This window comes from Ruminococcus sp. AF37-20 (assembly GCF_003460465.1).
In the GTDB taxonomy this organism is placed as follows: Bacteria; Bacillota; Clostridia; order Oscillospirales; family Ruminococcaceae; genus Hominimerdicola; species Hominimerdicola aceti.
This window is the reverse complement of record NZ_QTVE01000005.1, coordinates 63,536-84,634: the sequence shown is the minus strand read 5'-3', so window position 1 is coordinate 84,634 and position 21,099 is coordinate 63,536. Positions and strand designations below refer to the sequence as shown.

Annotated in this window: 5 protein-coding genes; 4 read left to right on the top strand and 1 reads right to left on the bottom strand. The window is 45.9% G+C overall.

Features of this window, described 5'->3' with window-relative positions; translation table 11 throughout:
• Window positions 1-21: 21 nt before the first annotated feature.
• From DW015_RS04790 to DW015_RS04770, 4 genes are all read left to right on the top strand, one after another.
• Window positions 22-2,076 (top strand): DUF4316 domain-containing protein, encoded by a 2,055-nt coding sequence (locus tag DW015_RS04790; protein ID WP_117904574.1) that lies wholly within the window; start codon window positions 22-24, stop codon window positions 2,074-2,076.
• Window positions 2,077-13,578 (top strand): YodL domain-containing protein, encoded by an 11,502-nt coding sequence (locus DW015_RS04785; RefSeq protein WP_117904571.1) that lies wholly within the window; start codon window positions 2,077-2,079, stop codon window positions 13,576-13,578. It abuts the gene before it with no gap.
• Window positions 13,579-13,907: 329 nt separating this feature from the next.
• A complete protein-coding gene (locus DW015_RS04775) occupies window positions 13,908-14,219 on the top strand; it encodes a transposase (protein WP_117904567.1) in 312 nt (103 codons plus the stop codon).
• A complete protein-coding gene (locus tag DW015_RS04770; RefSeq protein WP_117904565.1) occupies window positions 14,192-15,088 on the top strand; it encodes an IS3 family transposase in 897 nt (298 codons plus the stop codon). Before DW015_RS04775 ends, DW015_RS04770 begins: the two co-directional genes overlap by 28 nt.
• Window positions 15,089-15,350: 262 nt before the next feature.
• On the opposite strand, the gene DW015_RS04760 is transcribed toward DW015_RS04770, so the two are convergent.
• Window positions 15,351-21,053, bottom strand: a complete 5,703-nt coding sequence (locus tag DW015_RS04760; RefSeq protein WP_117904561.1) for a hypothetical protein — start codon at window positions 21,051-21,053, stop codon at window positions 15,351-15,353.
• Window positions 21,054-21,099 lie beyond the last annotated feature (46 nt).

Sequence of the window (21,099 nt, the reverse complement as noted above, 5' to 3'; positions counted from 1 at the left end):
GCGCAGAAAGTGAGGTAGCCTATGCCCGTACAGGATAATGATGAAAAGCGTACCGCCGAACAGCCTGCGGTCGATGCGGAGGAAGAACTCCGCAGAAAACAGGCTCAGGCGCAGGAACATCAGCAGGACGAAACAGGCGCTCAGAAGTCGGGAAAACTTCTTCCTTTTCTGAACGCTAAGGCGGAGTTTCATCAGGGGCGTATCGACTCCCTTGATGAAAAGATCGCTAATCAGACGGACAAGATTGACCGCAACAAGGCGAAGATCGAAGCTCTGTCTGCTAAGGCTGACAAGCTCGAAGATACGAACCGTATGCTCAAAGCGACAGTCGGCAATCTGCCGGGTATCCGCAAGATCATTGAGATCAACGAACAGCGTATATCCGCTATCCGTGAGCAGAAGATCCCGAAGCGTGAACAGAAGGTCGAACAGGGTTGGAAGAAGATCGACACCATGACTGCCAAGCGTGACCGTATTGAACACAAGCTGAACCGTGTGGTTGCTCTCAATGATACGATCAAGAGCTTTTCTATCGGCTTCAATAAGGAACGCCGTGAAGCCTTTGCCGATGCTATGACACGGCTGAACGGTGCAACGGTCGATTGTCTGAGCGATAAGAAGGCTTCTCTTGAAGCCAAAAAGCAGGAGATCCTCACTACATACAATGATCCTGCCACAAGCGTGGTGGACAAGTATAAGCTCTCCGAACAGCTTAAAAGCGTGAATGAGCGTATCACGGCACTTGACGATAAGATCATGAAGCTCGCCCGTCCCGAAACGCACTATGCAGAGCAAACTAACGATCAGCTTGATGCGTCCATGAAGCTGACCGGCGACAAACTCGGACAAATGGTGCAGGACGGCACAATGGATATGCCCACACTTGCTGAGGGGGCTGTGCAGGCGGCACAGGAAGTGGAAACGCTCGACAGGTCGCAGGTCGCCGCACTTGCCGATCAGCTCGGTATTCAGCCCCTTGCGGGTGTAGAAATGCAGCTTGAAGATGATTACAACATGATCGACGGTCTTATCAATAACGGCAGCAAGGAAGATATTGATAAGGCAAGGGCGGAGCTTCGTGAAGCTATCAAGAATATGGAGAGCATTGCGGAGAACCCGTTTGTACCGCAGGAAATGAGGGACAATGCCGCCGATGAGCTTGTAAACATGAAGAAACAGCTTGAAATACTGGATATGGCTGATGAAGTCGAGGTCGATAGCTGGCTGACAGCTATGCTCGAAAACGGCGATGCAGTTCTGACCGATGACGGCGGTTTCAAGGTGAATCCCGATTACTACAAGGAGCTTCCCCGCAATGACCGCCATGTGGAGACAATGACGGATATTCAGGCGGTCGAAGTCATGACAGCTCTTACGGCGGCAGGCATTGACTATTCCGCTGCCACTAAGGGCGAGGATAAGGTCGGCATTACCGTTTCAAAGAAAGATGTTCCTGCCCTCAACGATATTATGTATGCCGCTATCGGCAAGATCGCAAGAACAGAAGCGGCGCAGGAGAACGGCGGTAAAGGCGAAAAGGGCAAGTATCAGACGATCAATCCCGAATACTATGCTTCGCTCGGCAAGGAAGATAAGCATACCCGTGTAGAGCCTATCGGCACGGCACGAAAGATTGTGGCAGAGCTGCAAAAGGCAAATATTCCGTATTCTGCGGTTGTCCGCAAAAATGACACGGTAGCGGTCACAGTTTCAAAGGCAAACGCTCCGGCATATAAGCAGATCGAAAGTGCTGTCAAGGGTGAAAGAGCCGTGGAGTTTGTAAATTCCGACTTTTTCAAGGCTCTCCCGAAACAGGAGCGTTTCACCCAGCGAATGGACGAGGGGCAGGCTCGTAAGAAGTCCGCAGAGCTGACCGCTAAGGGCGTAGAACATTCTGCGGTATTCGGCGGTGCAAAGTCTGCGGTCACGGTCGCAAAGAAGGATTCGCAGAGAGCTTTCTTTTCCCGTGGACGAATGCAGAAGGACGTTCAGCGTATCAGCGGGCGCGGACAGCAGAAGAATCCGCAGCAGAAACAGCAGACACCCAAAAAGAGAAATAATCAGGGACTTGAATAAATGAGAATAACAGACGAACAGAAAGAAAGGGCGGCATACGTCAATCTTCCGCAGTTCCTCATGTCTCACGGCTTTGATCTGAAAAAGGTCGGCAAGGAGTATGTATGGAAGGAACACGACAGTCTGCACATCAAGGATAACGGTCCGGGCGAACGTGGTGTGTGGCATCGGTTCAGCACAGGTGAAGGCGGTGACAATATCGGATTTCTCCGTGAGTTTATGGGAATGTCCTTTGTAGAAGCCGTTGAAGCCCTCAACGGTGAACACTATGACCTGACATATACTCCGTCCCGCACCTACGAACAGAAGCCGAAAACAGTAACGGCAAGGGAGCTTTCCCTTGCCGAAGCTGATAATTGCAGGCGTGTATTTGCGTATCTCTGCAAGACCAGAGGGCTTGACTATGACCTTGTGGCTTCACTTGTGAGACAGGGCGTAGTATCTCAGGAAGAAAAGACAGGCAATGTGCTTTTCAAATATTATGACGATAACGGCAAGGTCATCGGTGCTGAAAAGGTCGGTACTTCGACAGAACACCGATTCAAGGGTATTGCCGAACATTCAGCCGATGGGCACGGCTTTGAGGTTGTCCGCGGCACGGGCGAAAAGGCTTTTTTCTTTGAGAGTGCAATAGATATGCTCTCCTATCTGCAAATGCACGATAAGGAAATGACGGATTGCAGGCTTGTTTCCATGATGGGCGTGAAGCCGAATATCGTTCTTGACACGATGCTCCGTCATAATATCCCGCCTGAGAATGTTTTCCTTTGCTCCGACAATGATACCGCAGGCAATGAATTTGCCCAGCGTTTGCAGGAGCAGTATCCAGACATGAAGCGTGTTATCACTCCCGATACATATAAAGACTGGAATGATATGCTTCGTTGTATCCCAAAACAAGTAGAACATGAGACTGAAAAAAAGGAGGTTCAGCAAACGAATATGCAGTATTACGGCAACGAAATGTGGAACAAGGCAACAGATAACAGAGACAAAAACCTTGTGACGATCCAGGCTGCGGATTTTGCAAGATTGCAGAAACAGCTTGATAATTCGGGCATCAATTACTATGCCTATGCCCGTGATAATTCCGTCATTATGGCGATCAATGATAAAGATATAGAGTGGTTCAAGCGTATCGCAGGCACTCCCGACCTTGTTCCCACCAAATCCAACAGACCTTATTCTCCGCCCGAAAAAAACATCTTCGGTTCAGCGGAGTATCGTTATATTCCGCAGAAAGAGTACCTTTCCGCTGACCGTGACCTTGTGCTGAAAATGGCTGAGATCATGAAAGCCCGTGGTATGCAGTTTTCGGGCAGAGTCTATCCGTCCGGCAAGGGTACGCTGACGGTTTCTCACGCTGACCTCTTTGCTGTCCGCAACATCAGGGACGAAGTCGTGAATATGCGTAAGCAGTTCGCAAGTCCCGATAAGGCGCAGGAAGTCGGCAATCGTGACTATCGTGCAAACCGTGATACCCATTACTATATGAGCAAGCTCACACCTGATCAGTTCGGAGAGGTCAAGCCTTTCCTTGAAACAAGTGTGAGCTATCATGCTGTTGTCCGTGACGGTAAGGTTGCTTTTGCGGTCGATAAGGAGAACGCTCCTGCATTTCACAGAGCTTTGGAGAACGCTGTCCGTGAGACAAATATGCTCCGCAAAATGACTGACCTCGGTCTTTCTATGGAGCAGAATATCGCACTTTCGCCCGTAGTTCATCGTCTTGCTGTTGAGGATATGCAGCTTGATCTTGCTGATTTCTTTGACCGCAGATACGATGAAGCACAGTTCGGTGAAATGCTGTCTCTTGTTCAGGCATACTTGGCACAAGCTCCTGCAGAGAGATACGGCGAAAACAGCAAGCTCACCGATATGCTTGAAGCAAAGTCCAGTTTTGATCGCAGTATCGAGCTTTCCGACTTTTTCTCTCAGCACGATTTCTCCGATGAACAGAGGGCCGCTATTACTGCTATGTTCGTGGGTGATGTGACAAGAGGACAGATTGACAGCATTGACGAGAGTTTCACCGCTGAGGATATTCAGGCTTATGACGAGATTCTGCACAATGCTTTGCAGGAATCCGATGTTGCTGACTTTCTGACTGCCCATAAGCAGGCAGTTATCAACCGTGAGAACGCAAACAGAGTTCCTACTGAGGAAGAAGTGCTGTTTCCGCAGGCTGACCTTGCAAAGTTCCTTGCAGTGCGTACTCTTTCCTCCGATGAGTGGGAGGATATGGCGTATCCGATGTTTGAGCGTGGGTATCTTGAAAAGCATAAGCCCAGCGACAAGGCGGCTTTCGGCTATCATCTGAGTGAGCCTGCGTTCTATGACCTTGCCCAGCGTTTCCATTATGGTGAGGATATTCGCCGTGAGCTTGCCCTCGGACTGTTAGAGGGCGGTACTGCTTCTGACATTGAGTTTGTCTTTGAGGACGGCAAGATTTCGGACAGAGTGTACTACTATGCTGAGAACCTCCGTCATTCCCTGCATTTAGAGAGGACTGAGGACGGATATAATTGCAGTTTCGGCGGTATGGAGCGTTTTGTTTCCTTTGAGGAGATCGGCCAGGCTTTCATAGACCGTATCCATGAGGAATTTGACGATCTCGCTTTATGGTGGGTGCGTGACGATATGCTCGATGCGATTCCCGATATGTCCGATGAAAAGATCGCTGACCTTCTGACTGCATTTGACGGTGCGGCTCTGCACGGTTGGGAGAACGGCGATAATATCCCGAAGCTCAACCGTATCAAGAAGGCTCTCCATGATATTCTCGGTGATGAAGCACTGACCGAAAAGGCTTTTGCTATCATCGCAAAGGAAAAGTATCATGTGAGCTTTGATGCAGAAACACCCGAAAAACAGCCGGATAGCCTCTCTTTCCATTTCGGTAAGGATAAGGGCGATGAATGGGTTAGCGAAAGCGACATCGTTCACGATTTTGCCCTTGCACACCCTGATTGCAGTTTTGCCCTCGGCAATGCTGTCCTTGAATACCTTGATGAGAAGCAGCATTCAGAGCGTACTATCCCTGATCTGAAAGCAGGCTGGTACAAAAAGACTGATTTCAGCATTACTGCTGTCATCGGCGGTGAGGAGTTCAACTATGACGGCCGCTTTGATATTGGCGACGGCAAGGGTACGGGCGGCGGTTCGCTGATCGACCATATCCGCACATACAATGAGGGTATCCTCGGTTATACGCAGCACCCGTTCAATCAGCCGGAGTATAAGGAGAGGGCGCAGAGAATGCTTGACATTTTCGTTCCTTTCCTTGAAGCACACTCTGAGCTGACTGCTGAGGAACAGCGTATTTTCGACGATTTCAAGGCGCAGCACCCGATCCGCACCTACGATAATGTGGAAAAGGCACAAGGGACTTTCAAAATCTATCAGCTTCCCGGTGGTGAGAAGTATCACGGCATTCGCTTTGAGGGTATGGAACAACTCAAAAAGGACGGTGTACAGCTCAACAAGGACGATTATGAGCTTATGTATGAGGGTGAGGTCGGAGAGTTCAGGGGCAATGCTACGCTTGAAGCACTTTTCACTCAGTTTAATAATGACCGTCCCGATGATTTCTTCGGACACTCTCTTTCTGTTTCTGATGTTATCGTCATTTCCGCTGACGGCAAGGATACAGCATATTTCTGTGACAGTTTCGGTTTTACGGAAATGCCTGAGTTTTTCAAGGAGAAGGAGCTTGTGCAGGAAAAGTCCGAAACAGCCAAAGTATCCGATCTCGCTGTTGGTGATATTATCATGTATGACGGCGCTCGCCGTGAGGTCGAGAAGATCAGCGATAAGAGTATTTCGCTGAAAGACCTTGACGCTCCCGATTATGGCGGTATTCTGCTCGGCACTTCTGATGTACTTGCCTACGACGGCTGGCAGCAAGATATGGAGGAAAAGGGCTTTGAGATCATCAGCAAAGGCGGACAGCAGGCTGAAAAGGCTGAACCCGAAGATAAAGGTCCGGTATCGCTCCGCAAGGCAGGCGATTTTTACGAGATGCACGGCAAAAATGCTGAGATCGGTGTGGAAGTCCTCGGACTGCAAATGCACTCAAAAAACGGGCAGCCTATGGTCGGATTTCCGGCTGAGGATAAAGACGAATACTCCAAAAAGCTCAGTGATGCAGGATATTCCGTCCTGATCGAACAGGCTTTTGAGCTGAATCCTCCGAAGCGTGAGCCTGAAAAGCTCCAGACTTTACAGCAGGTCGTTGATAAGTTCTTCGGCACTGACTGCGAATCTGCGGAGACAGAGCGCGGCACATGGAAACTTGCTATCGCTGACGGCGATAAAGTCGGTGAGCTGTTTTATGACGGTGATCCCGTCTGCGGTATCTATAACCGTAGCGATAAAATGGAGATCGAGCCGTACCGTGAGCTGACTACATTTCCGGCGCTCCTGCGTACTGCGATGCTTGAACATAATCCCGACAAACCTGTGGAGATCATGGACTTTCAGCGTACTTTTGAGACTCCGCTTGATAAGGCAAAGTTCTTAATTAACGACTTCTGCGAAGCAGAGTACCGTGAGAGTGCTGATTTTGATGATCTGCACAATGTCGGTCTGGTGTTTACCACTCTGACCGACGATGAGCTGCCTATTCAGGTGACGGCTGACCTTGTGGACTTCAAGATCACCTACGAGTTTGACGGCGAAGTTTACAATACGGAGCAGTATGACAGCATTGAGGATATGATCGAGAACGGTCTGACTGGACTTGATTTCTCTGACCTCATTTCCGTTCCCGATGAAGTGATCGAGCGTCATACCGGAAAGAACGAACAGACGGTTGACCTTATGAGCGATGCCGCCGATGTTGCAGAAGTTTCTTTTCCTGCTGATGATGTTTCTGCGGTCACTCTGAAATACAAGGGCGATGCCGAAAGCCTTAACGAGATCAAGGATAAGGCACTTTCCCTCGGTGCGACTGTTATCATTGACAATGCCGAGGGCATTATCTCTATCGACACCTATGAAAATCATAAGGCAGAGATCGACGGCGCAGCCTATGAGCTTGGTCTTATGGCGGTCGATGATGCTCCTGCGGTGGAGACACCTATTGCGGAGACTGAGGATATTGATCGTCCTCTCTTTACAGATGCAGCAGTCATTGATGAAATTCAGAAGAACGAAAACTCCGATGTTCCGTTTTGGGAAATGCCCGAAGCTCAGGGCGAACAGCTCTCCTTGTTCGGTGATCCTGAACCGCTTACATTTTCTAAGCCTGCAAAGGAAAAGCCGAAGACCGAATTTGCGAAAGGTCCGGTGGTGGACGGCGTTCAGGTCTATGAAGCCTTAGCCGCTGAAATCGACCGCGGTACGGGCTTTGTTCACGGCAAGCTCCGTGTGCAGGACTTCTATGAGGAACAGCACCCGACTATCCAGCAGCTTGCCGATTTCTTGAAAAAGGAGTATGGAACAGGCGGTCACAGCGGTGAAGGCAATATCTCCCTTGTGGACTACAATTCTCAGGGTATTACTTTCAGCTTTGAGAACGGCGAAAAGTTCCGTCATTCATGGTACAATGTCGCAACAATGACAGAATCACGGCTCAGGGATGATACTTATCTCTCGGCTGAACAAAAAGAAGAAAGGGCTGCACTCAAAGCAGAACAGGCTGAACCCCATAAGGTCGAAGTCGGTGACCGATTTCGTCACAAGATTAGTGGCGAGGTTTCTGAGGTTATTTCGCTGACAGGTGCGTTACCGTTCTATACGGACGATTGCACTATCACAAGAGAAAGCGGCGGTTTTGCTGTGACGGAGAATATCTCCTATGATAAGCTCCTGAACAGCGGTATGTATGAGTATATCGGCAGGGCTGAACCTAAAAAGGAGCAGTCTGCACCCGTGAAGCCTGAGCCTGAAAAGACTGAGGTAACACCCGATAAGCCTGAAATTCCTACGGTCAAGAACCTGTCTCAGTTCAAAAAGGCTATCCAGCCGGGTATGATGTTTGAGATCACTGACCACCTCCGTCCTGAGTGTATCGGAGAGCGCAGAGTGGTCACAGGCGTTACTACGGTTGATTTTACTTCCCGAAAGCTCGATGAAAACGGAGAACCTACGGGCAAAGACCTCCACATGGAGTTTGACCGTGCGAAGAACTGGACGTTTAACGGCGGTGAGCTGACTTCTCGGCTTGACAACGGCGATATGCTCATGAGCTTTCATTTCGTTGACAGCTTGGAGCGTGAGCAGACAGTTCAGGCTGAGAAAGAGCCGGAAATTGTACCCAAAACGACTGCACCCGTGCTGTCTGTTGGTGATCATCTTGAATACAAGGGCAAGGAGTATAAGGTCGAAAGTCTTGATATGGGCGGATTCATTACGCTTGCAGACACGGCACTTGAAGATGCTCCGAGACTTACGTCCCGTGTGACCTTCCTCGCTGATGAGTTTATACGCAGCGGTGAATACAAGATTATTCCGCCTGCGGTCGATGCTCCTGTGCAGGAAGTAACTGCACCCGATAAGGGCGAAAACTTCACGATCACCGATGATAACCTCGGTGACGGCGGTGCTAAGACAAAGTTCCGTGCCAATGTTGATGCTATCAAAACGCTGAAAACACTTGAACGTGAGAAGCGTCCTGCGACTGCTGAGGAAAAGGAAACCCTGTCGAAATATGTCGGCTGGGGTGCTTTGGCTAAGGCTTTTGATAAGGACGATCCGAAGTGGGCCGCAGAATATAAGGAGCTTTCTGAGCTGCTTACTCCGCAGGAGTACGCTCAGGCTCGTTCAACGGTCAATGATGCGTTTTATACCAGCCCGACCGTTATTGACGGAATCTACGAAGCTCTTGGTAAATTCGGCTTTGACGGCGGTAATGTCTTAGAGCCTGCAATGGGTATCGGAAACTTTTTCGGTCGTATGCCCGAAGATATGCAGACACACTCTCAGCTCTACGGCGTGGAGATCGACTCGCTGTCCGGCAGAATTGCTCAGGCTCTCTATCCTGATGCGGATATTGCAATTCAGGGTTTTGAGCAGAACCGTTTTCAGAATGGCAGCTTTGATGTGGCTGTCGGCAATGTGCCGTTCGGTGAGCTTGGTTTCCGTGATACCGTTCACGATACCACGAAACTGCACGATTTCTTCTTTGCGGAAGCTCTCGACAAGCTGAAAAACGGTGGTATCATGGCATTCGTGACCTCGGCAGGCACACTTGACAAGCGTGATGAAAGCACTCGCCAGATGTTGGCTGACAAGGCTGACTTCATCGGCGCGATCAGACTTCCGGGCGGTAAGAACGGAGCTTTCAAGGACAATGCAGGCACGGAAGTCACCACGGATATTATCTTCCTGAAAAAGCATCAGGGCAAGTCGCTTGCCGAAATGTCCGATATTCCTGATTGGGTACATATCGGGCAGACTGAAGACGGACTGCCGATCAACAAATACTTTGAACAGCACCCTGATATGGTGCTTGGCACGGTGGTCGAGGGCAACAAGCTCTACGGCAGCGGAACTATGGTTGTCGCAGAGGACGGCTTCGACCTGAAAACAGCACTCCATGAAGCTGTTGGCAAGCTCTCTGCGGAGATCAGTCATGAGCGCGGCAGAGATGTTTACGCTAAGACTGCCGACGGTGTTCAGGTGCAGATTCCCTCTAAACTGCGTAATTACAGCTTTTTCCTTTCTGACGATCAGGTGTTCTTCAAAAAGAATAACGCTGCCTGTGAGTTCCGTTTCGATAAGGGTACTGCACAGCACAAGCGTTTTACTGCTTTTATTGAATTGCGTGATCTGACGAGAGAGCTTATTGAAGCGATGGAGCTTGACAAGCCTGACAGCGTTATCAAGGATTTGCAGGCAAAGCTGAATACAGCTTATGACGATTTTTACAAGAAGTTCGGGCTTATCCACTCGCAGACCAACAAGCGTTACTTTGCGGAAGATGTTTCGTATAACCTTGTGGCAGGACTGGAAAAGAGCTATGATAAGACTAAGCTCCTTGAAAAGTCCGATATTTTCACAAAGCGGACTATCGTACCGCCGAAGGCTGTGGAACACGTTGATACCGCACTTGAAGCTCTCACGCTTTCAATTGCGGAGAAAGCAAGAGTGGACTTTGAGTACATGGGAAAGCTCACGGGTATGACCGAGGACGAGCTGAAGCACGACCTTACGGGCGAGATTTTCAAGATTCCCCATACGGAGAACGAGTATCAGACTGCAAGTGAATACTTGTCAGGCGATATTCGCAAAAAGCTCCGTGAAGCTGAGGAGATCGCTGAGTACGATCCCGATTTCAATATAAACGTGTCTGCGTTGAAACAGGCTATGCCTGAACCGCTGAAAGCCGGAGATATTGACATTAAGCTCGGTGCCGCTTGGCTTGATCCGAAGTATTACGAGCAGTTCATGTATGAGCTGTTGCAGACTCCGGCGTATCAGCGGAGTGACAGTCCGTCTGCAAGGTGGAACAAGTCTGCTATCGTAGGGGTAGAATACTCCGTCCACGCTAACTCTTTCCATGTAAGCAACAAATCTTCCGACAGGTCGGTGCTTGCGACTCAGAAGTACGGCTCTCATAAGATGAACGCCTACGATATTTTTGAGCATTTGCTGAATCTGCAAGAGCCGAAGGTCTACAAGACTATTGAGGTTCCGGACGGATTGGGCGATACAAAGGAAAAGCGTGTGGTAGATATTGATGCTACCCGTGTGGTACAGCGTAAAGCTGACGATATTCGCAAGGCTTTCAAGGAGTGGATCTTCAAAGATCCCGTCCGCCGTGAAGCTATTGTGGAGCGTTACAATGAGCTGTTCAACAGTATCCGTCCCCGTGAGTTTGACGGTTCGGCACTTTCTTTCCCGATGATGACAGCGGACATTCACCTGCACGATCATCAGAAAAACGCTATCGCACACGCTATGTTTGGCGGTAACACATTATTCGCTCACTGCGTCGGCGCGGGCAAAACCTATGAAATGATTGCAACAGCAATGGAAAGCAAGCGGTTAGGTCTTTGTACCAAGAGCCTATTTGCTGTGCCGAATCACCTGACAGAGCAGATCGGTGACGATTTTCAGAAGCTCTACCCAGGTGCTAACATTCTTGTTGCAACCAAAAAGGACTTCAAGAAGGAAAATCGCCAGCAGCTCTTTGCAAAAATCGCTACTGGCAACTATGATGCAGTTATCATCGGTCATTCTCAGCTCGGCAAAATTCCTGTTTCTAAGGAGAGACAGGTAACGACCATTCAGAGCCAAATCGACGATATTCTGCGTGGTATCGAGGAGCTTAAAAAGAGCGAAGGCTCTAAGTTCCAGATTAAGGCTATGGAGCGTACTCGTAAGAGCCTGCAAAAGCAGCTTGACAAGCTACAAAAAGCAAGTCAGGACGATACTCTGACCTTTGAACAGCTCGGTATCGACCGTCTGTTCGTCGATGAAGCCCACGAGTTCAAGAACCTCTTTGTCGCCACAAAATTGCAGAATGTAGCCGGAATTTCCAACTCGGCTTCTCAGAAAGCACTTGATCTTTTCCTCAAATGCAGATACCTCGATGAAAAGACAGGCGGCAAGGGCGTTATCTTTGCAACTGGCACACCTCTGAGCAATTCCATTACCGAGCTGCACACCATGATGCGTTACCTTGAATATGACTTCCTGAGCGATCACGGCTTACAGCACTTCGACAACTGGGTTGCGGTGTTCGGTGAACAGAAAACAGATTGGGAGTTAAAGCCAGCGGGTAACGGTTTCAAAGAGCGCACACGCATTGCAAACTACACCGGCTTGCCTGAGCTTATGTCCATGTTCAAACAGGTCGCTGACATTCGTACCGCTGATACGCTGAAACTTGATGTGCCTGACTGTGATTATCAGGTGGTTCAGGTTGATGCTACTCCTTTCCAGCAGGAGCTTGTTCAGGAGCTTGCCGACAGAGCCGATGCTATCAATGCCGGCAATGTTGATCCGTCGATTGACAATATGTTGAAGATCACAAGCGACGGAAGAAAGCTCGGTCTTGATCCTCGTCTGATTGATCCGTCCTTTGAGGATAATCCCGATACCAAACTTAACCGCTGTGTTGAGAATGTTGCCCGTATCCACGCTGAAACGGCTGAGGACAGGCTCACGCAGATCATTTTCTGTGACTTGGGCGTTCCGCATAAGGCTCAGGAAGCGGCGGTCGAGGGTGAAGATGCTGATGATGCTAAGGATAAGAAGTCTATCGCTGAGGTTGAGTCGCTTGAAGAAGAATGCGACTTCTGTGTATATGACGATATTCGTGACAAGCTGATCGCTAAGGGTATCACTGCGGAGGAAATCGCATATATCCATGATGCGAAAACCGAACAGCAGAAGGCTGACCTCTTTGATAAAGTCCGCAGCGGAGAAATCAGTGTACTGCTCGGTTCAACCGCCAAGATGGGTACAGGCACTAACGTACAGAAAAGGCTTATTGCCGTCCATGACCTCGATATTCCGTGGAGACCGGCTGACCTTGAGCAGCGCGCCGGAAGAATTATCCGTCAGGGCAATGAGAACAAGAATGTTCAGATCTTCCGCTATGTCACAAAAGGCACGTTCGATGCGTACAGCTACCAGACTTTGGAGAACAAGCAGAGGTTTATCAGTCAGATCATGACGAGCAAGACTCCGGCAAGAAAGTGTGAAGATGTGGACCAGCAGGCACTTACTTACTCGGAAATCAAGGCGCTCTGTACTGGCGATGAGCGTATCAAGGAAAAGCTGATGCTTGAAAACGATGTGAAGGAGCTGAGGGTACTCGCTGCGGAGCATAGAAACACGGTATTTGAAATGGAGGATAGAATCGCTAAGTTCCCCGAACTGGAACAGAGACTTACTGCTATCCTCGATGACCTACATACTGACCGTGAAGCACTCCGCAAGCTCCCGATTGATCCTGAGCGTAAACTGCCCGTATTCAAGATCATCATTGGTGAGACTGAGTACACCGACCGAAAAGAAGCGGCTAAGGCTTTGGAAGATGCGGTACTGGCTATCAAGTATGCCGATACACCTGTGAAAGTCGGCTCATTCCAGGGCTTTGACCTGAGTGTGACGGTAAACAGCAACATGATGGGCGGCGGTATGTCCGCTTGCCTGAAAGGTGCCGCATCACATACCACGAAGCTGATTGAGAGCTTTGCCCACAACCTGAACCGTCTTGAAGCTGCCCTCTACAATATTGACGGCAAAATCGAGCGTACTCAGGAGAACCTTGCCAAGCTACGGCTTGACCACGCAGAAGCTCAGAAGATCGTAGCAGAGCCGTTTCCTCAGCAGGATGAGCTTGACAGCAAGGAGGAAAGGCTGAAAGTCCTTACCGATGAGCTGAATCAGGTTGCTATCGAAGCAAAGAAGAATGCTCCGAAACGTGAAAAGACTTGCTATTTTGAGCGAGCGAAGATGAAGCGTGATGCCGCAAGACTTGCAAAAAAGCCGAAAGCTCCGAAGGACAAGGCTAAGGGCAGAAGCAAAAAGCAAGGAATTGAATAACCTAAAAGTCAACCATAAATTTAATTTACGGTTGACTTTTCTTTATCATATACTCCAGGAAATTAAGTACCCATATCTTTTCGGGTAATCTTATATCCCAACTTGATAATCAGCTTGAGCGTTTCTATCGCAGTATTACGATCGTACTCTTTTTCAGATTCTGGTAGCTCATCATACGGTACAAGGCAAGGCGTGGTTTTCTCTTCGGTATTTTTAATCTCTCCATAAATCCAGCCCTCTTTAATACGTCCAGCCGCCCACTGCCCCCATACCCGATTTGATAGACAAAAAAGAATGTGATAAAATAGAAAGAAAACGGAGGGTTTGGAATGAAAGAACGAAAACATGAAGCGCCGCCACGCTATGATGCGGCATTCAAGGAAGGTGCCATCCGGCTGGTGACCGAGGAAGGTCGCCCCATGCGGGAGATGGCGGAAGAACTGGGCGTCTGTACGGATACCATCCGGAACTGGCTTAAGGCGTCCGGCATCCAGCCAAAGGAAACCGAGCGGCAGAACCGCCTGGAACGCCGTCAGCGGGATCTGGAGGCGGAAAACAGAGCACTGCGCAAGCAGCTGGCGCAGAAAGACGAGGTCATCGAGATCCTAAAAAAATCCGTCGGCATACTTTCCAGACCATAGAGGACAAATACAGATTCATCCAGTCTGCATCTGCGGGAGTCTCTGTGGATCAGCTATGCCGACTTCTGGAAATCTCCCGCAGCGGCTACTACGCCTGGCTTCATCGGGGCATCAGCCCCAGAAAACAGCAGGATCAGCGACTGTCTCGTCAACTTATTACCCTGCATCAGCAACAGCCAGCCTCCGGGCTGGACACCCTGTTTCACATGATCCGGAGGAAAATGGTCTGCTCCAGAAAGCGGATCTACCGGCTGATGCGGCAGCTGCACATCCAGTCCGCACGCAAATTCGCATACAAGCGCACCACAAACTCCAGGCATTCCCACCCTGTTGCACCGAATCTTTTGAACCGGAATTTTCAGGTTTCTAAGCCAAATACTGTCTGGGTTGGTGATATTACATACATTCCAACCGGGCAAGGATGGCTGTATCTGGCGATCGTAAAAGACCTTTGCACCAAGAAAGTGGTGGGCTATGCATTTTCCAACCGCATCGATACGGCGCTGACCCTGGCGGCACTCCGCATGGCTGTAAAACGGGAGCATCCGGCGCCAGGGCTGATGTTTCATTCGGATCGGGGCGTGCAGTATGCGGCAGCGGCGTACCGGGAAAAGCTCGAAAAACTGGGCTTTGTGCAGAGTATGTCCCGGAAGGGCGAGCCCCACGACAATGCGGTGGCGGAAAATTTCTTCAGCTGCCTCAAGTGTGAATTGGTATATCTGACCAGCTACGCAACCCGTCGGCAGGCGCAAAATTCAATTTTTCGATACATTGAGGGCTTTTACAATCCAGTGCGTCCTCATTCTTCCATTGACTGGTTATCCCCGATGGAGTATGCCCGACAGTTGAATCGGCAAAATGTCGCATGAGCATACCGGAGCAATCCGGTGATTCATTCGACTTTTGTGTGCTTTTTCGTGTCTATTTTACCGGGAAGGGGGCACCCACACATCGTGGACATTTGTTGCAATCTGCTCTGTAAGAGCTAATAAGTCCTCCGAGAGTGTGATATCATCTGTGTTTATAGGATTGGGTGTGTACATTTTATTTCCTCCATTTCATATTCACACCCTCTTGCTTAATACAAGAGGGTGTGGTGCTTGATTTTGGTGTTTCGTGGGTGTTCGACAATTAAGTGTGTGATTTTTTCTTTTTGAACAGCCATATGCTGACTCCTACGAGTGCAGCGATAATGAAGCCCAATAGGATTCTAAACCACAGACAATAGAGAAGTCCTACTTGAATGAAAGATACTTCCTGTACTGTATAAAGATTTCCCGCTTCATCAACTAAAACAAAACTCAGATTATGTCTTCCCTTATCTAATGTGTATGATAATGATTTATCCGCATCAGAATAAGTGAAATCGGTCATGAGTACTCCATTGTCATAAACTTTACACTCGTCAGGATTAAGAGATTCACTGATATCGGTAATGGTATATGTCTTAGAATTCTTGATAAATGCCGCTCCTTTTTTCAGATCACTCGGTAATTTACATGATGGAGCAAGTGCATCTATCCTTATCCATGCAAGAGATATGTTTGAAGTTTCTCCATTATACGTGTTCTCAGCTCTTAAATATATGTCCTTATTCGTTCCTTCAGGATAATTATCTATGAAGAACTGACCTGGTAATGTGTAATTATAAACACCTACCGCATACATATCTTCGCTGTTATCTGCTGTTAAACCGGTATCATCTGTTTTGCCATTTTGGTCTCGTAATACGATATTGGTTTTGGAATCTGTAGGAGCGAACACTGTGATTTTTAAATCCTTAAAATCGTCAGGACGTTTGCTTATCGGTGTTTTCTCGTCTTTCTGTAACGAGTACCAACCTGTAGAATCCTTGATGTTATCGGCTTTTTTGCTTTCTGTGATATAAGCGAGTACGTCGGAGTTCATCATTAAGACTGATGTGTTTCGACACAGTACACTCTTATTTCCCGCTTTATCAACAGCAGTTAAATCAAAAGAATAAATACCATCTTTCTTGAATTCAGGGAGTGTGAATATCGCTTCTTTTGTCTTAGCGTTCTCATTACCTACCTCAACAATCTGCTTAATTGCGTCATCCTCATACATTGAAGGAGTAATTGTACCGATTTCTTTTCCGTTTGTGTATTCTGGTGTGTAAACAGTTAGTACATATTCTATACGTTCAAGATTTTTATCACTCATTGCTACAGAAGGAATAAACCCCTCTTCAATACCAGTGCTATCGGTAAAAATTTCCAAATTTGTATAGGACTTATCAGCATTACTTACAGAATTTCCATTTCTCTGCGATATGACTGGATTTGTGAAGTCAATCTCAAATATTACAGATTCTTGTGATGGAGCTGAATTGGATGCCATATCAAATGGAGTAACACTTACGACATAAATACCATCATATGTATCATATTTACCGTTTTCTTTCTTGTTTGAGAACGGTATGGTAAATGTGTGTTTATCTTTATCCTTCTCATCTGTACTCCAATCACCTCTTGAAATAATTTCCATTCCGGTCTCATCATGTGCTTCTCCGGGATCTTTTCTCTTTATTTCAATGTGTGCCAGTGAAGGATCAAAATTATGTTCAGTGATTGTTATTACAATGTTTTTGTCAATTTGACTAACACCAAAATAGTGCTCCTTATTTGATGTTTTAAACTCATTGAAATTAGTCTTAAGAACCGGAGGTGTCTGGTCTACAACGAAGGAAGTGGTCGAACCATTTTGACTGTGATTTCCAGCCATATCGATATAGGAAATATTATAGCTATAAACTCCGTCTTTCGAGATTGTATATTTTCCTATATGTACATTGGCGTTATTTTGATCATTCTCCCACGATGTAACTTCAACTTCATCACCATTCAACGTAAAATGTACATCTTTGGATCTGAAATTTCTTTCATCTATAGTAATCGTAACAACTTGATCTCCGTTGTAATAAGCTGCATTTGAAGTTAGAGCTGATGAAATAGCGGGAGCAGTCTTATCTACATTATAGCTCTTTGTAGTTGCAGCTTCGGCTTTGTTATTTGCATTATCTGTCAAATTAACAGAAACAAGATTGTCATTTGTATCACTGGTTACAGTCACCATGAATTGTAAACTCGTTACAAGATTAGAGTCCCTTACTATAGATTCATTGATGATAATAGCCTCATCACCTGTGGTTTGAATATCCCCGTTCTCATTTACCGTTATAATGCCTTGTTTGTTATCATTTGCAATCGACCATTCTATTTCAGAGATGCCTGAAAAAGAATCCTCAACGGTAATAATAAGCGGAACATCTTTATTGTAGAATACAATATTCGTGTCATTTTCCTGGTACACATTTGATGGAGATACTGTGCTTGATTCTTCAATTCTAATAGACGAAACATTCGTGTGAAGTACCGCACCCTCAACTATAGTGCCGTTTGCATATTTCAATCCTGATGTATGTCTATAATTATCGTTTGAGTAATTAGAGGAAGCCACATTATCAACGACAATCGCCCATATTTGTCCCTTGAAGCCTTTCTCAATCTTAAACTCGGCGTATCCCTCCTGAGAATTCCAGTTTTCTGTACCACTAGCATATACAGTTGCTGAAATAGGGTTTTCTTGACCGGATTCACGGCGATATAATGTGACATAATTTATGCCTGACGAAACATCCTCATCTTTTACATAGACACGCACAATTGTATCTTCCTTAAAGAAGTAGCCATAAGTCGAATATTCAATATCGCTGCCGTTTTCACCTTTAGATTCGAATCGAAATTCAGTTATCATCGGATCTTTAGTATCGATATGAACAATCTTTTCACGTTTGTTTTTCAAGGATAACTCAGTATCTTCAGAAGCGCTATTACCAGCGTTATCTTGAGAATCGGCAATTAAGAGATAATGCCCCTCGGAGTCTATGCTATAGTTATATCGCGCTTCATCAGTATATTTGGTTTTGGTGTCAGGAGAAGCAAACTTAATTGTTTGACCATCAACAACTACTCCATTTTCAGAATGTGAGTACTGATCATAAACAGCATTATTATTGGAATCCCTCACATTCAAGGAAACATTATTCAAACCTGAGTCTTTGTCGGAGGCAACTACTTCATAATTGAACGCAGAAGGATACCATATTTCGCCATTAACAATGTACTGGTTATTCTCTGGTAGTATGATTTCAGCTCTCGGCTTTACATTTTCCAGCTGCAACAATGTCGAACTAGATTCATTAGTTGAAACCACACCATCTATTATTGTAAGATAATAATTGGATTTATTTCCGAGTGCGTCTTCAATTATAAAATAAGCAGTACCAGAAGCATTTATAGGGAGATTATCAAACACGAATTCTCTCGTCTGTCCATTAGGAGAAGATGAACTCACTTTATACTCTTCTTCGCCCCACTTAAGCTTAACTTTTTCATCGGTTTCATCAGAAAAGCCACACCCAGATTCGTTATCTTCAACTTTAACAGAAAGGCTAACGGAATTATTGCCAAAAATTCCGAAAGTGAAGTACTTCAGAATAGAGGGTGTATAAGTATACCGATCTTCAATAACTGTAGGTGCATCTGTATCAACGTAAAACTCATATGTACCGTTGTTTTCATCGGTTATATTTCCAGCGAGATCTGTTGCTTGTACTTTTAATGTATAGCGTCCATTTGCCTGATATTTGTCACTATTAATTTCAATAATATGTTCCTTACGATCTACGGGAACATTATACGAAATATCTACCGACTTTGTAGTTATTACAGTCTCACCATCAACTATCTCCTCACTATCAACTTCAATCGTTTCAGTGGTTAAAGCTCCAGAAGATAAATCATCAGGAGGGAACGCCTCAACTATCTTTCCGTCAGGACCGATTACGGTGCAAGTATAATTCTTCAGTCCTTTATCATCTTTTATGGTAATTTCAATCTCTTCCGAAAAAGATGATCCACCATAATATTTTTTACCATTCTCATCAACATATTGTGGTGTGGCAGAGAAAGACACAGTAGAATCATAATGGTCTTTAGGATCGTAGAATATATCACAATGATTATTTTTCGAATCGAGAAGATACGACTCTTCACTTTTCGTATTATTGTGGCTCTTTATCAAAAAGCTGATAGTGTTAACTCCTTGCTTATTAAGGCCATTTAGTTTGCTAACTGGGATGTAACAGTTTTTATATCTATAGTTGGACTTATCAGAGTATACGATTATTCCATTTCTTTCAGCATCTTGCTGGTTTCTAACGCTCAAGCTATGTTGCTTTCCATTAACATTAACAATAATACTATTAAGTGATGCATCATCAACTTCAAGTTTGATATAGTCGTTATCACTTGCATATATTGCATTGGAGTAAGGATTCGTCTTTGAGTTTTCATCTCCAAATATAAGTGAAGGTTTGGCTGTTGCCTTTTCAAGATCTTCTGTTTTATCATAATAGACAACAGAAGCTTTTTTTATAACTGGCTTTGAACTCTTGATGGCATTAATTACAAAGGTTTGTTCGTTTTTCGCTCTATCCCTAACAATAAATGTAATTGTATTATTAGCTAGACGGTCATCATTATTTATGTTAGTAGTAAATACGTACCCACCATTTGATTCATTGAACTCTACATACTGTTCTCCCTCTCCGCCAATATTATATGTAACCGATTCAATTCCAGAGCCGCTCTCATAAAACGGTGCATCAGTCGTAAAGCTACGCTGCGACCACCAGAAATTTCCGGGTTGTGGCCAAAACGGATCAGACATATTGACAGCGAACTCTGTAGGTTTTGTTTTATCGAAATTATAATGAAAAGTCTCCTCTGCCACTTCATGATCAGTGTCATTGTCATAGGCAGCCCAAAAATGAACATAATGATGATTTTCCGGAATAACATCGGCTAACGCCTCAGAGTCCCATTCAGGATTCCACACACTTGCTGATCCATACGCACCCCAGTCATGCTCATCTGTACTTGATGTTTTGTAATAGATTGATACATCCTCTGTCGGAATTGATGTTACAAGCCAGTTTAAACTATTATTCCACTTGTTTTGATCCGTATCAATTCCTGATACACTCAGATACGGCTTAGAAGTATCCTTTATAGCAATAGATGTGTGCTGAATATTGCCCGCCTCATCAATTACATAAAAAACCACTTCGTGATCTATCATTGATGACTCGCCATGAAGAATGAATCCGTACTCGCCGTTATTATCATTAAGTGAAATTCTATTGCCTACAGCTTCGATTTCGGACTTTTCTGTCACCTCGCTGTTATCAAGTACATAGTATATTTCAAGATTAGAAGACAGGTTATCATTTATTGAGGATGAATTTTTTATATCAAAATTCTTGTCATCGATTCTGATTTTTTCTACACTGAAAGCGTCAGGGATTGTTGTATCATACATATAAGGTAAAGCCTGACAATCAACGACTTCATCCTGATCATCTTGTTTTCTAACAGCCCAGAACTTAATATATCCCTCGCCGTCTTCAAACGTCGTACCATCATTCCAAAGTTTGGCATCAGAATCAGAATAAGTTCCCCACATATGATTAGCAAGAGGAGTTTCACTTGTCTTGTAATATAACGTTGCATCCATACTAACATCTACAGTCCACTCATCAAAATTATTTGTCCAGTTATTGGGAATGACAACATTTAACTCCAAGTCATTTTCTTCAGTGGTGGGCTCAGATACATCCGCGATTTGCTGCTCAACACTATCTTTGAGATCTACAGTATCTTCAGCAATAGCCACAAAACTTGGGGCATTATAACTGAAAGCAAGTGCAAGTGCTGAGATAAAAGCAAACATTCTTCTTGCGTTTTTCATTGATGTACTCCTTTCTTAACTGCAAATGCGTAATTATTTCCATTTA